Below are 24,172 nucleotides of genomic sequence, written 5' to 3' on the forward strand. Positions count from 1 at the left end.
GAGCATTTTCAATTAATTTGACAAAAACTAAGGATTAGTGAATAGTAAGCTTGTTGGCATTTTATTTCTTATTCTAACCATGGTGGTTATGCTTCCGGCTAACGCGGAAGCTTCCAATCCGAGCGATTCTGATACCATTGAAAATGTGGATGTGTATCATGATTCACATGCAGAAACCATAGCCGGCCATGAAGAAGATCATGCACCTCCCGGCTGGACAGTTCTTCCTTTTATCATTTTACTTTTAATGATTGCCACTGGGCCGCTTTTCTATGAGCATTTTTGGCATAAGAATTACCCAAAGGTAGCCGTGGCCTTTGCCGCAATGGTAGTACTTTACTATCTGTTTGTTTTAGGTAATACCCATGGGCCGGTTCATGCCCTGGCTGAGTATGTGCAATTTATTTCTTTACTGGCTGCGCTATATATCGCTTCAGGTGGTATTATGATCGATATTGATAAGAAAGCCACTCCCATGGCCAATGTGATACTGTTGGTAACGGGCGCTGTGATTTCAAATTTAATTGGTACAACCGGGGCATCCATGTTACTTATTCGTCCTTTTATGAGGTTGAACAAAACAAGACTCAAGGCCTATCATGTGATATTCTTCATTTTCCTTGTGAGTAATATTGGAGGCTCACTTACACCTATTGGAGATCCACCGTTATTTTTAGGATTCCTAAAAGGGGTGCCTTTCTTCTGGACGTTAGAGCACAACATTGTTCCGTGGGCTGTAGCCATTATATTGTTAGTCATCGTTTTCTATTGGTTTGATTCACACAACAAATCAAATTATGGTTTGAGTGATGAAGAAATTACTTACTCAAATAAAATTAAACTGGTCGGGGCCAGGAACTTCTTTTGGCTTGGACTGGTAATTGCCTCTGTATTTTTGGACCCCAATGTAATATCATGGGTACCAGCAATAGAATATCACGGGCAAAAATTCTCTTTCCTGAGAGAGCTGATCATGTTGTTTGTGGCCTTTTTATCGTTCAAGTTGGCCAATAAAAAGGCAATTCAAGGGAATGAGTTTAGTTTTGAGCCAATTAGAGAAGTGGCATTTATTTTCATTGGAATTTTTGGAACTATGATGCCGGCACTTGAACTGGTGGGTGGTTTTGCCGCATCACCGGCTGGCGCTAAACTAATAAGCCATAACACGCTCTATTGGGGAACCGGTATTTTATCAGGATTCCTGGATAATGCTCCAACTTATATTAACTTTTTAACGGCTGCACTAGCATCACAAGGCGGTGAGATCACCAAATTGAATGATGTTGTTGCCTTCGCCAATGGAGGTGTATTCCACGATTCAGTACTCGACCTTAAGGCAATTTCTATTGCGGCAGTTTTCTTTGGAGCATTTACTTATATTGGTAATGGTCCGAACTTTATGGTTAAATCAATAGCAGAACAGATTGGTTTAAAAATGCCGTCCTTCTTTGGGTACATTATTCGATTTTCTATTCCATTCCTTCTGCCACTGCTTTTAGTTATCTGGCTAATTTTCTTTGCGTTTATATAATTAGAAAAGCAGGTTCAGTTTTTTCAAAATTTCGGTTTTGTGGGTGGAGTCGATTAATAATGAGATATTATGTCGACTACCTCCATAAGATACCATTCTCACAGGTATATCTGAAATACTATCGAATATCTTTTTGAGCATTCCACTCTTTTCAGAAACCATATTCCCAACAATGCAAATAATGGTTTGATTTTCATCTACTTCTACCACCCCGAATTTGTTCAAATCTTTAACAATATTGTTCAGGTTTCTATTATCATCAATAGTTAGTGAAACGGCCACCTCAGATGTGGTGATCATATCTATAGGAGTCTTGTACTTACCAAACACCTCAAATATGTTTTGCAAGAACCCATACGCCAATAACATTCGCGTTGACTTAATTTTTATCGCAGTAATATTATCCTTAGCAGCAATAGCCTTAATATCCGATTGATTGGATTCGAGACTAATGATTGTTCCCTTGGCTTCATGATCCATGGTGCTTTTCAATCGAACCGGAATTTTATATTTCTGAGCAGGCAGAATTGAAGTAGGGTGAAGTATTTTAGCTCCGAAATAAGCCAGCTCTGCGGCTTCATCAAAAGTTAAAGCTTCTATGGGTTTTGTATTAGTTACTACACGCGGATCATTATTGTGCATACCATCTATGTCTGTCCAAATTTGAACTTCTTTGGCTGCAACGGCTGCTCCAATAATAGACGCTGTATAATCGCTACCGCCTCTTTTGAGGTTATCTGTTTGGCCTTCATGGTTTTTGCAAATGAAGCCCTGGGTAATGGTAAGTGCCTTTCCTTGTATTAAAGGCTTAAGTTTTGATCCTATCTTTTCAATCTCAGGTTCACCATCTTCATCGATAGTCATAAATTCGAAAGCGGATACTAGCTGAGATTCGATGCTTTTACTTTGCAGATAGGTAGCAAAGAGGTTGGTTGACAAAATTTCGCCATATGCTACCAGCGTTTTATTATTCCCTAAATTAAAGTCAGGAATATTGGCTAAATTCTCAATCTGACCGAAAAATTTATCTACAATAGTAAGGCCCCGGTCTTTCCATTCCTTTTGATTGTATAGCTCTTCAACAATTTTATAATAATCGTTTTTTAAACTGGCTACAAGCTTAAGAGCAGTTTCATTGCTACCTTTAAGTAACAGCTCTCCAATTTCTACCAAGGTATTAGTTGTGCCAGATACCGCTGATAGCACCACGATTTTGGGTTCATTATCTAATGTAATGAGATCTGCCACTTTGTGCATGCGTGAGGCACTTCCTACCGAGGTGCCACCAAATTTGTAAATAATCATAATCGAAAATTAGGCCACGAAAATAGTGGTTTTGAAGTTAATAGAGTGTAGTAAAAGAATTAAAAACTAATAATGTAATATTTGTTACAGTTAAACTGGATGTTTAATTGAAACTTGCGGAAAATTGTTAAGATGAAAAACACACTTTTAATTACTGTTCTACTCACTATATTCATAAATTTTCACTCGTATTCTCAGGAAATTCATGGCAGGGATGATGTTTGGTTTATGATGTTGCATACCTTCAAATTGAATGATAAGTGGGATGTTGGCAATGAGATACATCTACGTTTTGATGACTATCTGAATGATGATCAGCAGTTTTTATTAAGACCCTTTTTTAACTACTATGCGAATGCTAATATCATTTATTCTGGTGGTTATACTTATATACGTACCTATCCGTACGGTCAATATCCATTACCTGAAACCAAACCAGAACATAATATTTGGGAGCAGATAACATTCAATCAGCAAATCAATAAATCCATATTTGCTCATAGGTATAGGCTGGAACATCGCTGGCAGGCTAACTTGGCAGAACAAACAGATGGTTCTTTTGAAGTAGATGATTATGATTTCAGTCATCGCTTGAGGTACAGATTGATGTATAGAAGACCATTGAATGATGCATGGGAGATAGTGTTGTTCGATGAACTTTTTATAAACAGTAGTGACGATTTAAAAAGTGTTGGTTTTGATAGAAATTGGTTTTTTATTGGAACCAATTACCACTTTTCAGATCGGTTGTCTTTGTTAGGTGGCTATATGCATCACTATGCAAAAAATTCAGCTGATAGATTTGAGCGCCACCCTACAGCATGGTTTATTTTTGACTGGAGGTTGAATTAGATCATACTCCTCTATTCATTTGAGGTTATGTACTGCAATTCTTGATCATTCTTTTGTGTAACATAAGTTACTTAATCATAGATTCTGAATAATCATTTTTGCAACTTGTTGAAATAAACGGGATATAAATACTTTGAAAAAATTCTTCCCAATAATAGAGTGGCTTCCGAAATACTCGGGTACTGATTTAAAAGGCGACCTTTTTGCCGGACTTACTGTAGGCGTAATGCTTATTCCGCAGGGAATGGCCTATGCCCTAATTGCCGGATTACCTCCTGTTTATGGATTGTACGCTTCAATAGTTCCACAAATTATTTATGCGTTCTTCGGTACCTCAAGGCAGCTTTCTGTTGCCCCGGTTGCTATGGACTCACTCATGGTGGCTGCGGGTGTTTCAGTAATGGCTACTCAGGGTACTGAGCAATACATTACCTATGCTATATTGCTGGCTTTTTTCATGGGCTTATTTCAATTGCTTTTAGGTGTATTTAGGATGGGTTTTATTACTAATCTTCTATCAAAACCGGTAATTAATGGGTTTACATCTGCAGCGGCAATCATCATAGGGCTCAATCAACTTAAGTATTTAATGGGTGTTGAGATATTGAAAAGCAACAAGGTTTATCTCATAGTTTGGGATGCGATTCAGAAAATTAATGAAACACATATAACTACCTTATTACTTGGTGTAGCTGGTATTGTGCTTATTAAGCTTGTAAAGCGGCTAAATAGTAATATACCAGGTTCACTTCTGGCAGTTATTGTAGGTATTGGAGTGGTGGTTATATTTTCTCTGGACCAAACCGGAGTGGCGGTAGTCCGGGAAATACCAAGTGGTTTACCATCTTTTATATTACCTTCTTTTGATTTGGAAACAATCAGTTCATTGTTGCCGTTGGCGTTAACCATTTCTATAGTGGCTTTTATGGAGGCATACTCAGTTTCAAAAGCATTGGAAACTAAAAGTGGCGATCATAAAGTAAAAGCCAATCAGGAATTGATAGGCCTTGGAGCCGCCAATGTAATAGGTTCATTATTTCAGTCATACCCGGTAACGGGAGGTTTTTCACGAAGCGCAGTCAATTATCAGGCGGGAGCTAAAACACCTATGGCTTCTGTAATAAGTGCGGTTTTGATTGCGCTAACCTTACTATTTCTTACGCCATTGTTCTACTATTTGCCCGAGGCAATATTGGCTTCGGTTATCATGGTAGCAGTGTCGGGGTTAATTGATGTCAGTTATATTAAACAACTTTGGCATGATAGTAAAGTAGATTTTGCCTTGCTCATGGCTACGTTACTCATCACGTTGAATTTCAGTATGGTGCCTGGTATTGTTTCGGGGGTTGTACTTTCAATATTGGTGTTATTATATCGAACAGCATATCCGCACATTGCGAGGTTAGGTAAATTAAAAGGCTTTAATGAATACAGAAACCTCGCACGCTTTAGAAATTTAGAGGTTTGGGATGAATTGCTGATAATGAGGGTGGATGCGCCAATAACATTTATCAATATACAGTTTGTGAAAGATTATATAGAAAATGCCATTAGTTCTAACCCAAAAATTGAGCGAGTGATTATTGATGCAGGGCCTGTAAGCATGATAGATGCCACAGCAGCACAGGGGATTCGAGAAATACATGCTTCATTGAAGGAAAAGAATATCAGGCTATCGTTTAGCGATGTTATTGGGCCGGTACGAGACGTGTTCTATAAGATAGGTTTGATGGATGAACTTGGTGAAGACAACATTTTCCTTACCCTTAATTCAGCGGTTAATGGTCGGCCTACAGAAACGGATCAGCAGTCGAAAGAATATGCCACACAACATGGCATTTTAGAAAATCATAAAAATTAATTGTTAATACATACAAGAGAATTACAGCGCATTAAGTGTTGTGCTAAAAAATGAATGTTGATGAAAGAACTATTTGAAATTATAAGTCAACCCTGGCCGTGGTATGTAGCGGGCTTTATCATTGCCCTGGTGATGTTTACGCTACTTTATTTAGGTAATACGTTTGGCATATCCTCTAATCTGAGAACGGTATGTTCCATTTTTGGTGCGGGAAAAAATTGCGAATTTTTTGATTTTAACTGGAGGGCTCAAACTTGGAACCTGATTTTTGCTGGTGGAATGATGATCGGAGGCTTCATAGCGGCACAATGGCTCACTCCCGATTCGAGTGTTCAGATTTCAGATGAGACCATTGCTGAATTGCAATCTTTAGGAATTGAAAATCCGGGAGAGAATATCGTTCCTGAGCAACTCTTTTCCTGGGAATCCCTTTTAACCCTAAAAGGATTTGTAATGCTTATTGTTGGCGGATTCTTGGTGGGTTTTGGTACTCGCTATGCAGGGGGTTGTACTTCGGGGCATGCCATTAGTGGGTTGAGTGATTTGCAACTACCCTCTCTAATAGCAGTTATTGGCTTTTTTATAGGTGGCCTTTTTATTACTTATCTTGTTTTACCACTCTTATTAACTCTTTAGGAAAATGAAATTTTTTAGATATTTATTAATCGGAATTGTATTCGGTATCACGCTTACCAAAGCAGAAATTATTTCGTGGTACAGGATTTATGAGATGTTCCGCTTTCAGTCTTTTCACATGTATGGAGTAATAGGTACAGCCGTGGTGTTGGGAGTTATTGCTACGCAAATCATTAAACGCACTAATATGAAGTCGGCTGATGGCTCTCGAATTATTATTGCACCAAAAGCTAAAAGCGTTTCCAGATACCTATTTGGCGGTATTATATTTGGATTAGGCTGGGCATTAACCGGTGCTTGTCCGGGGCCGTTATTTATTCTAGTTGGTAATGGAGTAAGCGTTGTATTGGTGGTAATTGCCTCAGCATTGCTTGGAACTTACACCTATGGGTTGGTGAAGGATAAGCTGCCGCATTAATTATTAGTGCAAGATCAAAGGAGTGTTCCTTAAAACAGCATGGTTCTTGATTTAATGGCTAATTATCTGACGCCCTGCAAGTATTTTTAATATACTGATCTTCCAAAATGTATGTCTTAACATAATCCAATGAAACTCTGCTGGTGGTAAGCCTGCAATCGAAACTTATTAAATCTCCATCTTTCACCATATTAAAATCAGCTTCTGGTGCAGTAGCCTTATCACAAGAAATAGGCCGGGAGAAATCTTCGAGGCGATTACTTGCAATCCGATTAATGTTACTTTCAATTTTTGCCAGTTTATTTCTATCTTGAATTAATTGAGATAACTCATCAGTTGTTACCATTTCCAAATCTCTTCCGATAACCTTCCCTGTTCGTGCTATCACTGAACCTTCCAGCACGAATTCATTCCTGAAAAATGTATGAACCGTTGCAACTTTAATAAAGTTGTCATCTTCCTTAAAATCTAGTTTTTGATATGCTTCTTTGATATTACCGTTAGTGTAAATGAATGAATCAACAGGTAATTCTCGTTTATCATACCAAATTTCATGCTTTTGGTATTCATAGCCTTCGAATTTACTTCCTCTTTCAGCTTCTTCCGTTATGCACCGCGCGTACATTATAACCTCAGTGGCAGCATAATGATACCCATTCTGCTCCCTAAAAAAAGGTATTTTATATGGGTCTTTTAATTCCCATTTACCTTGATACTTATAACAAGGAAAGTTGCAGTCTTCTGGCAGATTATTAAGATTAACATACGGTTTTACATAAGATGTTTCAAAGCTCCAGCGAAGCATATCATATTTGGATATTGAAGATTCAACTATATTCTCGTTATTAAAAAACAAGAGGTAAGCCGAAACAGACCCAACGATTAATCCCACAATCAAAAACATAATTCTTTTCTTGGGTGAGGCAAGTGCTTGCTTTGGGTTTACACCCACTTTTTTCAATCGATTTTCTAATTCCAGAAGAGTTAAAATTCTTTCTGCATTTTTATTGGCTCTTTGGTATTCGCCTTCAGTTGCATGCTGATTAATTAGTCTGGAAAACTGTGCATCGCTATAGCCAAGCTCTCGGGCTACTTCAGAATTAGGAGCTTTAGGAAACTTCTTATTTTCCTCATCAAATTTGCCAAACAGCAGCTCTAATTTGGAAACTAAATCTTTATACAGGTCGGTCAATTAGTTTTCTATTAATAATCTTTCTTAAAATTCGATAAAAATCGTTGAAAGTACATTTTTTTAGCATAAAACATTTTAATTGGCTGCTGATTGCAAACGTTTTAAATAAACTTATCTACATATGAAGTGGTTAATTAGTTCTTACAAAACCTACTTGTCGCTGCTTACGGCAATTACAATTTTAACTTATTCGTCATGTAAAGACGATGATGATCCAACTGTAGCGGGGCCATCAGTTCCGGTACTAACTGCTCCTGTTAATGAAGCAGTAGACCAATCTTTAACACCAACACTTTCGTGGCAGGCATCAGAGTCAGTTGCTGGTATAAAAGAATATGCCGTCTTCTTCGGAACGAGTGAAGACCCTACAGATTTACTGGCAACGGTAACAACAACAGAAGTAACATTATCTACTGCTCTTGCTTTTACAACCAAGTATTACTGGAAGGTTCAGGTAAAAGATCTGAACGATCAAATAGCTACGAGTGAGATATTTTCATTTACAACAAAAGCAGACACAGGTTTTGAAATACCTGATGTGGAATTTGGAAAAGCGCTAGAAGCACAAGGTTATGCTACGGCTAATGGTGACACATATGTTTTAAATGAAACAGCTGCAGCTACCGTAAAGAATTTGGATTTAGGAGGTAGTAGCTCAGCACCGCTTGATATTAAAAATATTGATGGTATTCAATTCTTCACTTCTTTGGTAGAATTGGATATTGATTATACAAGCATTTCAGACTTGGATTTGTCGGACAACCCTACCTTGGATACACTTCAATATACTAACTCTTCAGATAATCAGGCAAATTTCTTGACCAATCTGGTACTGCCTTCAGGTATGAAGAGAATTAGAATTTTCAGACACAACCTGGCAGAGTTTGATGCAACACAATTTGCTGAGCTGACCTATTTAAGATTAGACGGTGATGATATTCCAAATGCAGAAGTAGATGGGGTAACAAATGTTCTAACCACACTTACTGTTGATGAAACGATAAATACAGTACTTGTTCATTTAGATATGGGAGGCAATCTTGATGCTGATGGTGAACCAATTACCTACGAAGTAAGCCAGGCATTATTTGCACAACTAACGAGTGACGGCACAGGCAATAAAGATGGTGTTGTTGGAGCCTTTGAAGGTGAGGCAGGTTACGAATTGCCTGATGCAGAATTTGGTAAAGCGCTAATGGCTCAAGGATTAGCTACTGAAGATGGAGGTTCTTACTTTTTGGATGAAGATGCAGCAGCTACAATTACATTCTTAGACTTGGGTGGCAGTAGTGGAACACCACTTAACATACAAGATATTGATGGAATTCAATTCTTTACTTCGTTGGTTAATTTAGATATTGATTACACGAGTATTAGTGATTTAGACTTGTCAGCAGTTACAACTTTAGATACACTGCAGTATACTAATTCCTCTGATAATCAGGCGAATTTCTTAACTAATTTAACGCTTCCTGCCGGAATGAAAAGAATTAGAATCTTTAGACATAACTTATCAGATTTTGATGCTACAGATTTTCCTGAATTAACCTATTTGCGTCTTGATGGCGATGGCATAGCAAATGCAGAAGTAGGTGGTGTAACGAATGTATTGTCTACATTAACAGTAGATGAAAGTATAAATACCGCCCTGGTTCATTTAGATATGGGCGGCAATTTAGATGGTTCTGGTGATCCTATTACCTATGAAGTAAGCCAGGCACTTTTTGACCAGCTAACGAGCGATGCAACAGGAAATAAAGACGGAGTGGCCGCTGCGGCACCACCTGAAACGTTCTCAGTTGTAAGCGTTAATCCGGCTGATGCCACGGCAGATGTGGCAACATCCACACAAATTATTATCACATTTTCAAGCGATATAAATGAAGCCAGTTTAGTATACACTCTCAAAGAAGGCTCAACGGATGTACCACATACCTCGGATGTTACAGGTGCCGTGTTAACATTGACACCTAATACAAATTTATCTAATTCGGCAGTGCACACACTGGAAATTACTTCAGCCGAAGGTACTAATGGTGCAGGCATTGAAAATACGTTTAGCTCTACATTCACAACAATTGCCCCAGGAGCTGTGGCCGTGGTGAGCGTAGAAATCTCTTCAGATCTATTAACAACGGGTGTAACTGCCACCGAAATAGATAGGGCAGGAGAGATAATCGTAACTTTTGATACAAGCGTAGAAACCAGGTTTGATGAAAATAGCTACACATTAACTTCCGGTGGAAGCACTGTAGGCTCAAGCTTTGTGGCAACAGGCAGCATGGTTACAATTACACCTGATGCCAATTTTGATGGCGAGACGGACTACACATTGACCCTATTGTCAGCTAATCCAATAGCTGATAATGACGGAAGCCTTCCATCAGATTTGGTGTATGATTTTACTACAGCATTTTATATTGGTGAAGGTACAGGAGGCTCTCCATACGAGATTAGCACAGCCGAAGAATTGGATGAGGTGCGCAATAATCTGAGCGCAAGCTTCATTTTGATGAGTGATGTTAATTTATCTGGATTTAATGCTGGTTTCTGGGATCCTATAATGCTTTTCACTGGATCATTTAATGGTAACGGAAATGAAATTTCAAATCTTCAAATTGATTTAAATACTACGGATATGGTTGGACTATTTGGCTCAACACAAGGAGCTGAAATATCTGATTTAGGTGTTAGTCTTGGATCAGGAGGTGTTGTAGGTCAAGAAATGGTTGGAAGTTTAATTGGTTCTATGGATGGAGGTACAGTTATAGATTGTTACGCTACAGGTTCAGGAACTGTATCTTCAATAAATGCAGCTGGAGCAGCAGGAATTGGTGGTTTAATTGGTGAGGTAGTGTCGAGTGCGACTATTACAAGGTCTTATTCAACTGTTGATGTAAATGGAGGTGCCGATGGTGATAGAGTTGGCGGACTTATTGGATATACAACAGATGATGCTGATGCTATAATAATTACAGAATGCTTCGCTTCAGGTAATGTAACTGGTATTGATGATGTTGGCGGTCTTATAGGACAAGCAACAGATGGTACTATAAGTGATTGTTACGCAATTGGAAATGTAACTGGTTCAAATGAAGTGGGTGGGTTGATTGGTGATATGAAATCTGCCGCAACTAATGACGTGTCGAATTGTTACTCTGGAGGAACAATAACCTCTGCTGGTGAAGGAGGTTTTATTTTGGGAGAGGCTTCTACAGGACCATCATTCTCAAATCTTTATTATGACAATTCATTATCACATTCTATTGTGGCTGATGGCAATGACGGAACACCTGTAGGCATAGATTTTGGAACGGACGGTGATAATGCAGCCTCATTTACAGGATTTAGCGGCTCAGTTTGGTCTTTCGGAACTTCAGGAATCAGCGGCTCTAACGGCCCGGTGCTTCAGTGGGAATTATAATAAACAGATCAATTAGAAGATGACTCATAAGACAGGTCATCCCGAGGAAACGAGGGATCTTACTCAGTCAGAAATTAATAATTTAACAACTGAGTAAGATTCTTCCTTCGCCTGCCTCTGCCAAAAACGGCTACATGCAGGCAGGTCAGAATGATTTTATAATGACTTTACCAATCTTTTGAGAATACTTCTATTATTAAAACACTATGAAATTTAAATACATTTTTTTCTCACTTGCATTAATGTCAGCGGCATTCATGTCTTGCTCTACCGATGATACTGATGAAATAGATCCTATAGACACAGTAGGCGGAGGTGGTAATGGTAGTGAAGTAACAGGTTCAGGAACTGATGCAGACCCCTATCGGTTATCAACAGCTGAGCACTTAGATTTATTTTTAAGAAACAGATTGTCAAGCACTTATGTACTAAACAATGATATTGACCTATCTGCTTATATCTCAGAAAACTACCCAACTGAAGGGTGGTTGCCGATCAACAATTTCGAAGGAAATTTTAATGGCGGTGGGTTTACTATTTCTGGTTTGAAAATTGACCGACCCGATGTGGATGGGATTGGTTTTTTTGGTGTATTGGGAAATGATAACAATTCAACAGCAATTTCAATTGAAATAAGAAATCTAACAATTGAAGTTGCCCCATCTGAAGCAGTAAGAGGTAGTACGCACGTAGGTGTTTTATTAGGGTATGCTAACGATGGTTTACGTGTAACAAATACGCATGTCCGTGGCGCCAATACCGACTCGCGTGTAGAAAGTACTGCATCAGGCTCTGAAACTGAATTAGGTCGATCTGGAGGGTTAATAGGCGAAGCCGACAGATCTATAATTACCTTAAGCTCATCGGCTATCAACGTAACAAGTGCTGCTAATAGAATTGGTGGTTTGGTTGGAATGGTGAATACTACAACTATTGATCAGTGCTATGCATCAGGTAATGTTTCAGGATCTTCAATTCGTATTGGTGGGTTAATTGGCTTTGCCGCTAATGCAGGAACATCCATATCAAATAGTTATTCAACCGGTACAGTTAGTATTACCTCCAGCAGTACTGACGATATAGGAGGTTTTATCGGTGCGGCCAATAGTGCTATTTCACCTATTACTAATTGTTATAGTACAAGCAATTTAATTTTGGATGTACCCAGTTTTACACCTGGGTTTAGTCCGGATAATTCTAATTCATTTGGATATTTTTCCGGTGATGGCGATGGTGGGTCTGGAATTTTCGGAAGTAACTTACAAACAATCTTAAATGGTTCTAATGCTGATATAAGTGTAGATGCCGTCTCTGAAGACAGTGGTTTTACACTTCTCAACATTAGCGCTTCAACTTGTTCAGATTTTTCAGCATTTGACTTATCAATCTGGTCTTGTGTAGATGGTAGTTTTCCAACATTAATCAATAATCCTTGATAACGCACGATTTAATAATGTGCCAATTCAAGCGGTTGCTAATGTCATTGGCATGCAGTTCATTTTTATTAATTAGTACTTCTGCCTTCAGTCAAGATGATCCTGACGCTGAATTTGGAGTGGATGAAGATGATACCGAGTATACTTTTGATACCGATGCAATGTATGCTTTACCTAATTGGTACACCATTGGAGACGGCTTAAGATTCAGCTCCAGAACTAATGACTATTCTATGCGCATCACAGGCTATATCCAGCCTTATTACGAGTTGTTTTGGGGTACCGATACTCTTGGCAATTCCTACCGTGAAAATCGATATAGAATCTCCAGGGCTAGAATTAAAATGAGTGGTGAGAGTAAAAAATTAAAAATGTCTTACCGCATCAGTTTTGATTTAAGTAGAAATAATAGTGAGGGTGATAGAAATACATTAATAGATGAAGAGAACAATTTCCTTTGGGATGCTTACATCACTTATCGCCCTTTTAGATATACCAGAGTTAGCCTTGGCCAAAAGGCACCTAGAACTAACTATCGCGAATTTTTTATGACATCAAATACCCTTCAGATGGTAGAGCGAAGCAGAATCACTTCTTTATTTTCTGTATTTAGAGATATGGGCCTTTTTGTTGATAGAAGAGATAAAGTATATCGTGATCTGTACATCAAATCCTATTTAGAAATTACCACCGGGGAAGGGCAAAATGCTTTTGAGAACTATGGAGGGCTAAAGTATGGCGGTCGATTAGATATTTTTCCTTTTGGCTTATTCAAAGGCGGTGAATTTAATGGTGTGGATATGCTGAGGGAATGGAAGCCTAAGCTAGTGGTAGGAGGTGCCTATTCAATCAATAAGGGCATGTCGAACAGAAATGGAAATTTCAGGCAAGTACCGGATAGATTCTTATATACAGATATCGAAGGCAATGAATTATTGCCAGACTACGAAAAATTCGTGGCTGATTTTCTTCTTAAATATCGAGGGTTTGTGGTACTGGGGGCTTATGTAAAAACCCAGGCTTCTGTTCCATCCGGCATAACAGATGATGAAGCAACAGTACGAGGGCGATTAAATCTGGGCGAGATATGGAATATCCAGGCAGGTTATCTTTTCAGAGGCGATTGGTCCGTAGATGCACGTTACGAAAAGATCAACGATTTAATTGAGCTTGATAACACAGGTGCAATCATCCCTGAATCAGAGACTTTTCTTGATGCTGGTATCTATAACAGACCGGAGTACTACACTTTTGGCTTAACGAAATACATGCAAAAATATGCCATGAAAATTCAGGCGTCAATTACCTACAATTCTGTGGAAACAAAAACAGGGGGAGATGCCCGAATTTATTCAGGAGCCAACCCCTCAGGTGGTTCTGATATAGATGTAGCAATCCCTGATGAATGGACTTATAGGATGGTATTTTCTCTAGCATTTTAATTATGAAACTAAAATTAATATACATACTCATCCTAATTCAGCTAGCCGTGGTTGGTTATTCTCAACAGCCAGGTAGGCTTACCAATAAGTTCTTTCCAGATTTGGATGTAACTTTTAACACTCCTGCATTTGAGAGCAAACACGGGTTTACTAATTATAAAGAGCTAATTGCATTTTTGGAAGAGTTAACTTCTTCAAATGAACATGCTCAACTTCTGTATTTAGGCAAGACACAAAAAGGCAGAAAAATTCCTTATGTAAAGATATCAAAACCCGGAAGCACGGATAAATTAAGAATTTGGATGCAAGGTGGAATTCATGGTAATGAGCCTGCCAGCTCCGAAGGTATGCTGGCCGTGTTGAGTGACTTGCTCACGAAAGATGAAAACTCCTTTTTACTCGATAGGCTTGAGGTAGTGATAGTGCCAATGGTAAATATTGATGGGTATGTTAAGCAAAATAGAAGAGCTAAAAACGACCTTGATTTAAACCGTGATCTCATGAAGCTTCAAATACCGGAAATCAAGCAATTAAGAGCTACTTATGCTGACTACTCCCCACATGTTTCCATAGATTTTCATGAGTATAATCCTTTCAGAGCGGCCTTTAGGCAATTTGGCGATATGGGCTATACATCCTTTTATGATGCTATGTTTCTTTACACCGGTGAGCTAAATGTTGAGCCCAAAATACGCGATTTAACAGAGAATTTATTTGTGAAAAATGCCAAAGCCAAATTCACTGAAGAAGGCTTTCAGTATAATGATTATTTCTCACCACAGGAGAACCTTGGTAAACTCTATTTTAACATGGGGTCAACGAGTGCCAGGTCAAGTGCTACTTCCTTTGCCTTGGGTAATTCAATCAGCGTTTTGATGGAAATAAGAGGAATTAGATTGAATAGAAATTCTTTTGAACGAAGGGTTTACATCACCTATACTGCTGCATTTTCATATCTAAAAACGGCTTATGAAAATCATGATCGGGTTCTTGCCGGAGTGAACGAAGCCATTGAATCCACCATAGCCAGGGAACATGATGTGGTGATAAAAAGTAAAAAGTCTAATGTAGAGCTGCCTATTAAATTCATTGACATAGCTGAGAATGAAGCGGTAGAAAATGAATTTCCTGTAGCAAGTTCTAAGGAGATGACACCTGTAGTTTCCAGAGAAAGGCCTTATGCCTATGTGTTACCATCAAATCAAACACAGGCCATTGAAAATTTACGAATCCTTGGTCTTGATATCGATACACTCAAAACCCCCCAAACGTTTGAAGTGCAATCTTATGTAGTAGAGGCTCAGGAAATTGAAGCATCAAAATATCAGGGCTACTTTCCTAATAATGTATCCACACAAATATCTACCATCGAAAAGCAATTTGAGCAAGGAGCTTTTATTATACGCCTCAATCAAAAGAATGCAAATCTGGCAGTAACTGCCTTAGAGCCTGAAAATGAAAACAGTTTTGTGCGCGTGCGGGTAGTGGAAGCTCAAAAGGGAGAGGAAATCCCAATTTATCGATTAATGAACGTTGATGAGAGCCAAAATTTTTAATGAATTGAATATGAAGAAATTTATCATTTTAGCCTTAATACATTTCACCGTTTTTGGTGAGGCTATTAGCCAGGATAGTACCTACTTCGAATTGGGGGAAGGCGCCAACCTATCATTGAATGATGGCGACTACTTTTTTAGTATTGGAGGAAACTTAAAATCCGCATACACTTATACGAGAGATACAGCAGAAATTCTTGAAAGTAAGCATGGTTTTGCCTTGCAAAGAGCGCAATTCTCGTTACTCGGTAAAGCTAAAAATGAAAAAATGACCTTCTTCATTTTGGCGGACTTCGTAAACACCTGGTCGTTATTAGAAGCATGGGTGGGGTTTGATGTGGCCAATAAAAAATTGTTTATTTCAGCCGGTCAAAAACTGGTAAATACAAACAACAGGGAAGTAAATACACATCAGAATTATTTTCAGTTTGTAAATAGAAGCATTCTAAGCTCCAACTATGCCAGATTGGGACGGGAGTTTGGTTTATTCATTGATGGTAATTTCGATGTTGGAGGAGTGGTATTGAAGCCTTCTTTAGCATTTACTTCAGGGGATGGAATTAACTCTTTCGGTAATGGAACCACAGATCGGTACGACTACGGAGGCGCTAAATTTGGAGGCAGACTAGAGGTATATCCATTTGGAGAATTTTCTGAAGGGAATGATTTTCTTGGGGCAGATTTAGCCAGGGAAAGTACACCCAAAATAATGATTGGTAGTGCGTTTTCAAGTAATCAAGGTGCAAGTGATCAGGTGGGTGAAGGCCATGGGCAATTCGTGTTCTATAGTCAGATTGATTCTGATGGGCAGTTCAGAAATGCTTATCCAAATTATCAAAAGCTTTATGCAGATGTGATAGTTAAATTCAAAGGGTTTAATGCTTCATTGGAATACGTGAATGCATTTGGAAGTGAGATAACAGGTCTTTACACCAATACAGATCCACTAGCGCAAATACCTATCTACAAAGGAGATATTTCACAATACCTGGTATTGGGAACAGGATTAAATGTTCAGGCAGGTTATTTAACAAAAAACAATTGGTCTTTGGATGTTCGCTATACTCAGATTACACCGGAATTTGATAATGAGCCTTTTTCAGTGATCACCAATCAGGAAGATATTACTGTTGGTCTAACAAAATTTTTAAAGGGGCAAGCAATGAAGATTCAGTTGAATGCCGATTTTCTTACTTATGATCAGTTAGAAAATGACGCATTGGTGGAAAAAGGCGAAATCAGGGCAAGCGCTGCACTTCAAATCATTTTCTAATGAACAAAATGCTAAAACATATTTTTTTCCTGGTTGCGGTTAGCATTGTAATTTTATTGCCTGCCTGTAATTCAAATGAGGTAAAACCAATAGCAAAAAAGGCTCCTGTAGACCCTAATGAATTACTAACTATCACCTCTGCTGAGGTTACCAGCACATTTGACGCTGCTGCACGTCAGACCATCCAATTTAGAACAGTCGCTGAGGAAAATAATGTAGGAAATTTCTATTTCTATGCATCACACAATGTTAATTCAGTGAATTCAGGAATTAGGAATGTAATCTTTTCAGTACATGGGTTAAGTGCTTTAGATGGCGCAGTGCAATCTGAATATAACTCCATGAACTCTGCTGTAAATTCTTCCTCGGCAGGCAGTAGCACAATGGTTATTGCGCCACATTTTTTTCATGAAGGTACAGGGGCAGAAATAGACTGGGACAATGCCGTTTGGAGGGCAGGAGGCAAGGCTTCTTCCCCATCCGGAGCTCCACTAAGCTCATCTCAAATTATAGATTATTTTCTAACAGAATTGTTACTGGAAAATTCAAATTTTCCTGATTTAACCAATGTCATTATTGCCGGCCACTCTGCTGGTGGGCAATTTGTACAGCGATATGCTTCTATCAGCGAAACTGAAGGTCAGTTTCCTGATTACACATTTACATACCTGGCAGCAAATGCCTCTCATTATGCGTATCCTAATTCACTAAGATGGAATGGATCTGACACTTACTTACCAATAGATTGTGATACGTATGATGACTATCCCTACGGATTATCTGCACTGACGGAGGACAGCAGATATGCCTTTATTTCATTAATAGGGCTCGAAAACATACGTGTTCAATTCATTAATAGAAAAGTATACTATGTGCTTGGGGAACTTGATGTGAATGGGGCTACAAGTGGTTGTGAATCTGAAAATCAGCAAGGTGGATCTGGTGACAGTAGGTACCAGCGGGGGCAATATATGCTTCAATATATGAATAATCAATACCCTACAAATGAACATGAGATTTTAAGTGTACCGGGCGTAGGTCATAGTGCAGATGGTATTTATAACTCACCTGAACATGTGCAACTTCTGAATCAACTTCTACAATAAAAAGAGCTGCGAATGAGGTTTAAAATTTCCATACTACTATTTCTATGTGCAAGCTTCTATACTGTTGAACTACACTCACAGGAAAAAGAACCGATTCGAGTCCTTTTTGTGGGTAATAGTTTCATGTTTTTTAATAATCTACCACAGGTAGTAAATGCGATGGCAGAGAGCCAGGGAGTAACCATTGAAACGCGCCATTCTACAGTGTCAGGGTCAAATTTGGAACAGCATTGGAAAGAGGAAAAGGGTACAGAAACACGTAAACTTTTAAACGATCAAAAATGGGATTATGTGGTTTTTAATAATCACAGCCTGAGCGCCATTGAAACTCCTGAAAGTTTCGAAACTTATGGAAAGAAGTTCGCTGAATTAGTGAAAGAAAAAGGGGCTAAGCCTGTATTTATGATCACATGGGGCTATAAATCGAACCCCAGGCTGTTTAAGCCAATTAATGAAGCATACATAAAACTTGCCGAAGAAACCGATTCCCAGATAGTTCCGGCAGGTTCGCTCATGGCTCAAGCCAGAGAGTGGCGCCCAAATTTGGACCTTTATTTTGATGATAAGCACCCCACATCTATAGGTACCTACATGATTGGCCTGGCATTCTATAAGTTTTTTACAGGCAAGTCTACCTTACAAATACCGGAACGAACTACTACTACAGATAAAAACGGGCAGAGGTTATATCTACTCATTTTATCAAAGGAAAATGCCGAATTCCTGAAAATGTTGGTTGAAGATTTTGAATTTGAAATAGCAAGCGAATGAACGTTGGAAAGAAAATAATACCCATTTTGTTAGGGCCTTCGGTCTTCTTACTAATGCAGCTCATAGGTGCGCCTAGCTCCATGCCACCACTGGCATTTCAGGTGCTTGCAGTTACCTTTTGGGTGGCTATCTGGTGGGTAACAGAAGCTATACCAATGGCTGTAACTGCCATGTTACCTATACTTTTATTTCCTTTAACAGGTGCGCTTGATATTAAAGAAACAACAACAGCATTTGGCGATAAATACATATTCCTGTACTTAGGTGGATTTTTAATAGCTATTGCAATAGAAAAATGGGATTTGCATAAACGTATTGCACTTACCATCATTGATCTAATAGGGTCAAATTTTGTACGTATCATACTGGGTTTTATGGTGGCCACTGCTTTTTTATCTATGTGGATTTCTAATACAGCCACTTCAGTAATGATGTTACCAATTGCGATTGCCGTGGCTGAGCAGTTTAAGAAAAGCCATGATGGCAAGAAAAATGGAAAACTTGATGCGATTGGTAAAGCATTAATGCTGGCAGTTGCATATAGTGCTTCTATTGGTGGTTTTTCAACTCTTATAGGTACTCCGCCTAATTTGGTTTTGGCAGGTGTACTTGAAGAAACCTATGGGGTAAAGATTAGTTTTTTTGATTGGATGAAATTTGGGCTGCCTATTTCAATCACGCTTATTTTTATTTGCTGGAAGTATTTAACGTTGAAAGCATTTCCACTGAAGAATGTGGAGTTTCCAGGTGGAAGAAAGGCCATCAGAAAAATGAAGAAGGACTTAGGCAAAATATCCAAACAAGAGCGCGTTGTTTTATGGGTATTTATTGCTACTGCCACTTTATGGGTCACAAGATCATTACTGCAAAAGTTAATTCCAAATTTGGATGATACCATCATCGCTATGGCAGCTGGTACATTGTTATTTATTTTACCTTCAGGCAAAGGGAAAACTTTGTTGGTTTGGAAAGATGCGAAGAGACTTCCCTGGGACATCATACTATTATTTGGAGGAGGTTTAGCCCTGGCCAGAGGATTTAATGAAACAGGATTAGCGGTTTGGATTGCCTCGCAGCTAACCGATTTACAAGGGCTATCATTGATATTCTTAATTCTGGTGATGGTGGCGTCAGTTAATTTCTTAACTGAAATTACTTCGAATTTAGCTACAACAGCCATGCTATTACCAGTGCTGGCACCTATGGCATTGGCTTTTGACTTGCACCCTTATATGATCATGGTATCTGTGACTATATCTGCTTCCTGTGCCTTTATGCTGCCAGTGGCAACCCCGCCTAACGCAGTAGTATTTGGTTCGGGCTACTTGCGCATCCCCGATATGGTGAGGACAGGATTTTTTATGAATCTTGTTTCAATACTAATTATTTCATTATTAACATTTTACATGCTCCCTATAATTTGGGATTTTGATCAGGATGCTTTTCCGGCAGCTTTTATGCAGAAATAATATTAAAAACTCTAAAATACTTGAGTGTTTAGTTTCATAGCAGAAATGTATGAGACTGCATGTTAGAATGGCGTTACATTGTATGAAGTATTTGAAGTAGCATTGAACTGACTGTTAACACTCGTGACATTTACACCTATGGTTTGTTAAAGGATAAGCTACCGCATTAACCAGACCAATTAACTAATCAACATCGTGTTTCAGCTACCAAAGTAAAGTGGTAAGCTTATTTAAAAACTCAAGCACTTTAACTAATACTATTGAAACAGTAATTATTGCTAGGAAGTATATGTTTTTTTCGATCCGTTCGCTCACATTTACTTTCATAATTTTATATCGCTGTTAGTTTGGTTTTTAATTTTTTTGATTGATAGTTTTTTCTACTCAATACAGAAGCAATGGCATCATTAAGCTCATGAATGAAATTGTGTATTAGTAAAATGGCCTGATTTTCTTCAGTGAAGTTCTTGAGATAAAAATCACTGAGGTAATCACTTAATATGATTAAGCCACGCGCATGATTTTTAAGTAATTGGGGGATATTATAGCCGTAGCTTAAGGTGTCATAAACCACAATGCTGGTATAGAATTCAACGGAATGAAGTTCACAGGGCTGGTCGTTAAACCAAACGCACTCATAACCTTCTTCCGAAAGGAATTCTGCTAAGTGAATATTTTTACTTATTAAATAAATGCAGTCCATGACAAAGAATATGACTGCAAACCTCGGTAGGGTAGGGAGTATTTATTTAAGCATGCACACGTATTTCAACATCTACGTGATTCACTTAGAGGAAGGATAAACTCAAATTATATCATCAAAAATTCTGTTTTTTACGGCATATATTACCAGGCCTGCAGAACTTTTGGCACCTGTCTTTTCCATTAAATTACGCTTGTGCACTTCCACAGTTCTAATGCTTATAAACAGCTCATCGGCAATTTCCTGATTGGATTTATCATCCATAATTAGTTTGTAAATATCTAACTCTCTGGGTGTTAGAGGTATGGAGTTGGATTGCCTCACCTTTTTCTTGGCAAGATTGTTCATGACCGTTTGTGCCACTTCAGGGCTGTAGAAAATTTCGTTATCCATCACCCGATCGATGGCTTCAATCATTTCTGACTGGTTGCAATTTTTTAGCAGATAACCACTAGCACCTGCATCCATCATTGATTTAATATGGTGATAATCGTTATGCATGGTAAGTGCAATTACCTTCACGTTTTCAAATTCTTTTGTGATCTGAGTTGTAGAATCAATACCATTGAGCACAGCCATGTTAATATCTATCAACACCAGGTCAACAGGGTGTTGCCTTAAATGGGCCAGGGCTTCGTTGCCATTTTTTGCTTCTTCAATGGTTTTAACTTTAGGGTGCTTTTCAACATAGAGCCTAACTCCATCCCTAACTATTTTGTGATCATCAACAATTAATACATTCATTTTTCTATTACATAATGACTCTTAAACGGTATTTCGATAGTAATGCTTGTTCCGTGATTTATCCTCGATTCTATTGTTGCATTGCCCGATAAAAGTTGTGCTCGTTGTCTGATGCCCTCCAGGCCAAACTGCTGTTCTTTCTCGAGTTGGGTGATATCAAAGCCTTTACCATCATCTTCAATCGACCAAATAATTAAATCAGGGTAGAGCATTAATTGAATAGCAACCTGTTTGGCCTCTGCATATTTTAATACATTGTTTATTGCTTCCTGTGTTATGCGATATAGGTGTAAACCCAGGTTCACAGAAATATCTTTGTCCTGTAAGTTATCATAAAACGAAAATTTGGTTTCAGAAATGGCATTCAACTCATTCACCAAACTCTCTATCGATAGCTTGAGGCCAAAATCTTCAACATTTCGTGGCATTAGGTTATGTGAAATGTTACGTGTCTCTTTTATTGCCAACTCTAAAAAGCCTAAACCTTTCACCAATCGAGTGTTTAATTCGTTATACTCTAATTCTTTGTCTTTCAATGAATTGAAATATAGTGAAACAGTAGTTAGTTTTTGGCCCAAACTGTCGTGTAGTTCCTTGGCAATTCTTTTTCGTTCTCTGTCCTCTGTCTGAATAATGGTTTGCACTATTTTTTCTTCTGATTCCACACGATCGGTGATATCGATGATGATACCTTCCAGATAACCCTTCTCGATTTCCTGACCCCGATCGAATACCCATTTAGGGCCAGCTGCCGTGTAGATTTCATAGAATAATTTGTACGGCTTTTTTTCAGCAATGGCCTCTGCTACATCCCTTCTAATTTTGTCGTGATAATTTTCTTTAATGATATTGAAAATTGAGGACTTCGAAGTTTTCAACTGGTCGGGTGTGTAGCCTGTGAGTTCAAGAGAGCCTTCACTCACAAAAGTGAGTTTGAAATCATTCTTATGGGCAGACCGATACACCATGCCTGGCAGATTGGCCATTAACGCAAGTAATCGCGATTGATTCTTTCTTAAGCTTTCTTCGGCTTTTTTTCGATTTTTTTCATTCAGTACCTGTTCCGTAACATCAAATAACAGCCCATCAATCACGCGCTCGCCACTACTTAGTTTTGTAGGTTTAAAGCGAGCATTCACCCATTTTTTTACAGAACTATATTCTATTGGCAGAGTCATTTCACCATTACCACCAGTTTGCATTAATTGGCTCAAATATTCACGAGATTTTGTAATGAACTCATCAGGTAGTACATCACGACCGCGCAAATTCTTTTCTTTTATATCGCTATTTTTTATACCCAGATACGCCTCGCTGTTTCCGCTAATGTATTGCAGGCTAAACTCGCTATCAGTGCCCAGCCTGAAAAACATACCGGGCATATTTTCTATAAGCGATTGCAATTGTTCTTTGCTTTCTTCCAACTCATGTCTGATACGCCTTTGTTCTGTAATATTGGAAATGGATAAAACACTGTACCTTGTTCCTTCTACCGGAAGCGGATACACACTTACCTCACAATAAAATTCAGAGCCATCTTTACGCTTCAGCGTTATTTCTTCCTCTAAACCAAGATGAAACACCTTGAAATCGTTGATTAAACCTTGACGAACTTTATGAAGCAGCGGGTAGTATTTCTCCGGTACTATTATTTCGCCTGGTTCGCCTAAAATCTCATTGATCTGATAATCGAAATAGTGGGTGAAGGTTTTATTAATCTGATGGATTTTACCATCCTTAAACAAAACAATAGCAAATTGGCTATAGTCCAGAATGCTTTCCAGAAGCGTTACATTAAATCTCAATTCAGATTCTACTTCTTTTTCTTTCGTTACATCTTTTGATGTAAAAAGAATATAATCTATCTCCCCTTTATCATCCAAAAGTGGTATAAAGCTTGAGTTTGACCAGCCTCTTTTCCCGTCAGGGTCTTTGTAATTTTCAAGGTAGGTAATGGGCTTTCTTTCAATAATGGTTTTCAAAATCTTGCTTTGCCTGGTAGCAATTTCGTTTTCATTTAGCTTTAATATTTCCACATAAAACCATTTCAAAGATTTTCCAATGACATCTTCTTTAGAATAATTAGTGTGCTTTTGTATTTGTATCCAGTAAGATTCAGGGAATTTAATGATGATCAAATTATTCTTATCTTTTTTTAACAACGCCACAAATTCCTTTGTGTAGGTGTACATAGATGATAGAATCCTTTCCGACTCTTGATACTTTTTCTGGGCTAAACTACTATCAGCTTCAACAGAGCTTTTGATCTTCCAATAGTGCAAATACATAAGAAGGTAGACTAGCAATCCGGCAGTTCCAGCAGACAAAAACATGTATAAAACCAAATTGAGAGTCATTTCTTCGGATATATTGAATAATCTACGTGTTTCACTTAGACATTAAAATACGTGAATCTGCTTAAATCATGTGCATGATAGTTTATCAAGTTTGCA

Annotated in this window: 18 protein-coding genes; 13 read left to right on the top strand and 5 right to left on the bottom strand. The window is 38.3% G+C overall.

Features of this window, described 5'->3' with window-relative positions; all coding sequences use genetic code 11:
* Nucleotides 1-88: 88 nt before the first annotated feature.
* Complete coding sequence (locus JR347_RS06610) at nt 89-1,531, top strand: sodium:proton antiporter (protein WP_235689798.1); 1,443 nt, start codon at nt 89-91, stop codon at nt 1,529-1,531.
* Here the strand turns inward: JR347_RS06610 and JR347_RS06615 are convergent, their stop codons facing one another.
* Nucleotides 1,532-2,836 carry an aspartate kinase gene (locus JR347_RS06615; RefSeq protein ID WP_205723261.1) on the bottom strand — a complete coding sequence of 435 codons (1,305 nt, stop codon included), beginning with the start codon at nt 2,834-2,836 and terminating at the stop codon, nt 1,532-1,534. It lies immediately after the preceding gene.
* Nucleotides 2,837-2,968: 132 nt separating this feature from the next.
* Between JR347_RS06615 and JR347_RS06620 the strand changes: the two genes are divergently transcribed.
* From JR347_RS06620 to JR347_RS06635, 4 genes are all read left to right on the top strand, one after another.
* Nucleotides 2,969-3,688, top strand: a complete 720-nt coding sequence (locus JR347_RS06620) for a DUF2490 domain-containing protein (protein WP_205723262.1) — start codon at nt 2,969-2,971, stop codon at nt 3,686-3,688.
* Nucleotides 3,689-3,821: 133 nt separating this feature from the next.
* Nucleotides 3,822-5,549 carry a SulP family inorganic anion transporter gene (locus JR347_RS06625; RefSeq protein ID WP_205723263.1) on the top strand — a complete coding sequence of 576 codons (1,728 nt, stop codon included), beginning with the start codon at nt 3,822-3,824 and terminating at the stop codon, nt 5,547-5,549.
* Between the two features lie 60 nt (nt 5,550-5,609).
* Nucleotides 5,610-6,185, top strand: coding sequence for a YeeE/YedE family protein (locus JR347_RS06630; protein WP_205723264.1), 576 nt, complete (start codon nt 5,610-5,612; stop codon nt 6,183-6,185).
* A 4-nt stretch (nt 6,186-6,189) separates the two neighbouring features.
* A complete protein-coding gene (locus JR347_RS06635) occupies nt 6,190-6,603 on the top strand; it encodes a DUF6691 family protein (protein WP_205723265.1) in 414 nt (137 codons plus the stop codon).
* A 58-nt stretch (nt 6,604-6,661) separates the two neighbouring features.
* Here JR347_RS06635 and JR347_RS06640 read toward each other — a convergent pair whose 3' ends face one another.
* Nucleotides 6,662-7,795 carry a hypothetical protein gene (locus tag JR347_RS06640; RefSeq protein WP_205723266.1) on the bottom strand — a complete coding sequence of 378 codons (1,134 nt, stop codon included), beginning with the start codon at nt 7,793-7,795 and terminating at the stop codon, nt 6,662-6,664.
* 121 nt (nt 7,796-7,916) lie between these two features.
* On the opposite strand from JR347_RS06640, the gene JR347_RS06645 reads away from it, so the two are divergent.
* The 8 genes from JR347_RS06645 to JR347_RS06680 all read left to right on the top strand — a co-directional run bounded on the left by JR347_RS06645 (nt 7,917) and on the right by JR347_RS06680 (nt 20,272).
* Nucleotides 7,917-11,219 (top strand): Ig-like domain-containing protein, encoded by a 3,303-nt coding sequence (locus JR347_RS06645; RefSeq protein WP_205723267.1) that lies wholly within the window; start codon nt 7,917-7,919, stop codon nt 11,217-11,219.
* 206 nt (nt 11,220-11,425) lie between these two features.
* Complete coding sequence (locus JR347_RS06650) at nt 11,426-12,655, top strand: GLUG motif-containing protein (protein ID WP_205723268.1); 1,230 nt, start codon at nt 11,426-11,428, stop codon at nt 12,653-12,655.
* 17 nt (nt 12,656-12,672) lie between these two features.
* Nucleotides 12,673-14,097 carry a porin family protein gene (locus JR347_RS06655; protein ID WP_205723269.1) on the top strand — a complete coding sequence of 475 codons (1,425 nt, stop codon included), beginning with the start codon at nt 12,673-12,675 and terminating at the stop codon, nt 14,095-14,097.
* Between the two features lie 2 nt (nt 14,098-14,099).
* On the top strand, nt 14,100-15,653 hold the full coding sequence (locus JR347_RS06660; protein WP_205723270.1) for a M14 family zinc carboxypeptidase: 1,554 nt from the start codon (nt 14,100-14,102) through the stop codon (nt 15,651-15,653).
* A 10-nt stretch (nt 15,654-15,663) separates the two neighbouring features.
* Nucleotides 15,664-16,926 (top strand): hypothetical protein, encoded by a 1,263-nt coding sequence (locus tag JR347_RS06665; protein ID WP_205723271.1) that lies wholly within the window; start codon nt 15,664-15,666, stop codon nt 16,924-16,926.
* Entirely contained in the window at nt 16,926-18,032 is a 1,107-nt protein-coding gene (locus tag JR347_RS06670) for a hypothetical protein (protein ID WP_205723272.1), read from the top strand. The genes JR347_RS06665 and JR347_RS06670 overlap by 1 nt, the downstream gene beginning before the upstream one ends.
* A 12-nt stretch (nt 18,033-18,044) precedes the next feature.
* Nucleotides 18,045-18,803, top strand: a complete 759-nt coding sequence (locus JR347_RS06675; protein WP_205723273.1) for a DUF4886 domain-containing protein — start codon at nt 18,045-18,047, stop codon at nt 18,801-18,803.
* A complete protein-coding gene (locus JR347_RS06680; RefSeq protein WP_205723274.1) occupies nt 18,800-20,272 on the top strand; it encodes an SLC13 family permease in 1,473 nt (490 codons plus the stop codon). The genes JR347_RS06675 and JR347_RS06680 overlap by 4 nt, the downstream gene beginning before the upstream one ends.
* Nucleotides 20,273-20,603: 331 nt before the next feature.
* Here JR347_RS06680 and JR347_RS06685 read toward each other — a convergent pair whose 3' ends face one another.
* The 3 genes from JR347_RS06685 to JR347_RS06695 all read right to left on the bottom strand — a co-directional run bounded on the left by JR347_RS06685 (nt 20,604) and on the right by JR347_RS06695 (nt 24,076).
* Nucleotides 20,604-20,975 carry a hypothetical protein gene (locus JR347_RS06685; protein ID WP_205723275.1) on the bottom strand — a complete coding sequence of 124 codons (372 nt, stop codon included), beginning with the start codon at nt 20,973-20,975 and terminating at the stop codon, nt 20,604-20,606.
* A 102-nt stretch (nt 20,976-21,077) separates the two neighbouring features.
* Nucleotides 21,078-21,719 carry a response regulator transcription factor gene (locus JR347_RS06690; protein WP_205723276.1) on the bottom strand — a complete coding sequence of 214 codons (642 nt, stop codon included), beginning with the start codon at nt 21,717-21,719 and terminating at the stop codon, nt 21,078-21,080.
* Nucleotides 21,716-24,076, bottom strand: a complete 2,361-nt coding sequence (locus JR347_RS06695; RefSeq protein WP_205723277.1) for a PAS domain S-box protein — start codon at nt 24,074-24,076, stop codon at nt 21,716-21,718. Before JR347_RS06695 ends, JR347_RS06690 begins: the two co-directional genes overlap by 4 nt.
* Nucleotides 24,077-24,172: the final 96 nt, after the last annotated feature.

Origin of the sequence: Fulvivirga lutea (genome assembly GCF_017068455.1) — a bacterium.
Taxonomy (GTDB): domain Bacteria; phylum Bacteroidota; class Bacteroidia; order Cytophagales; family Cyclobacteriaceae; genus Fulvivirga; species Fulvivirga lutea.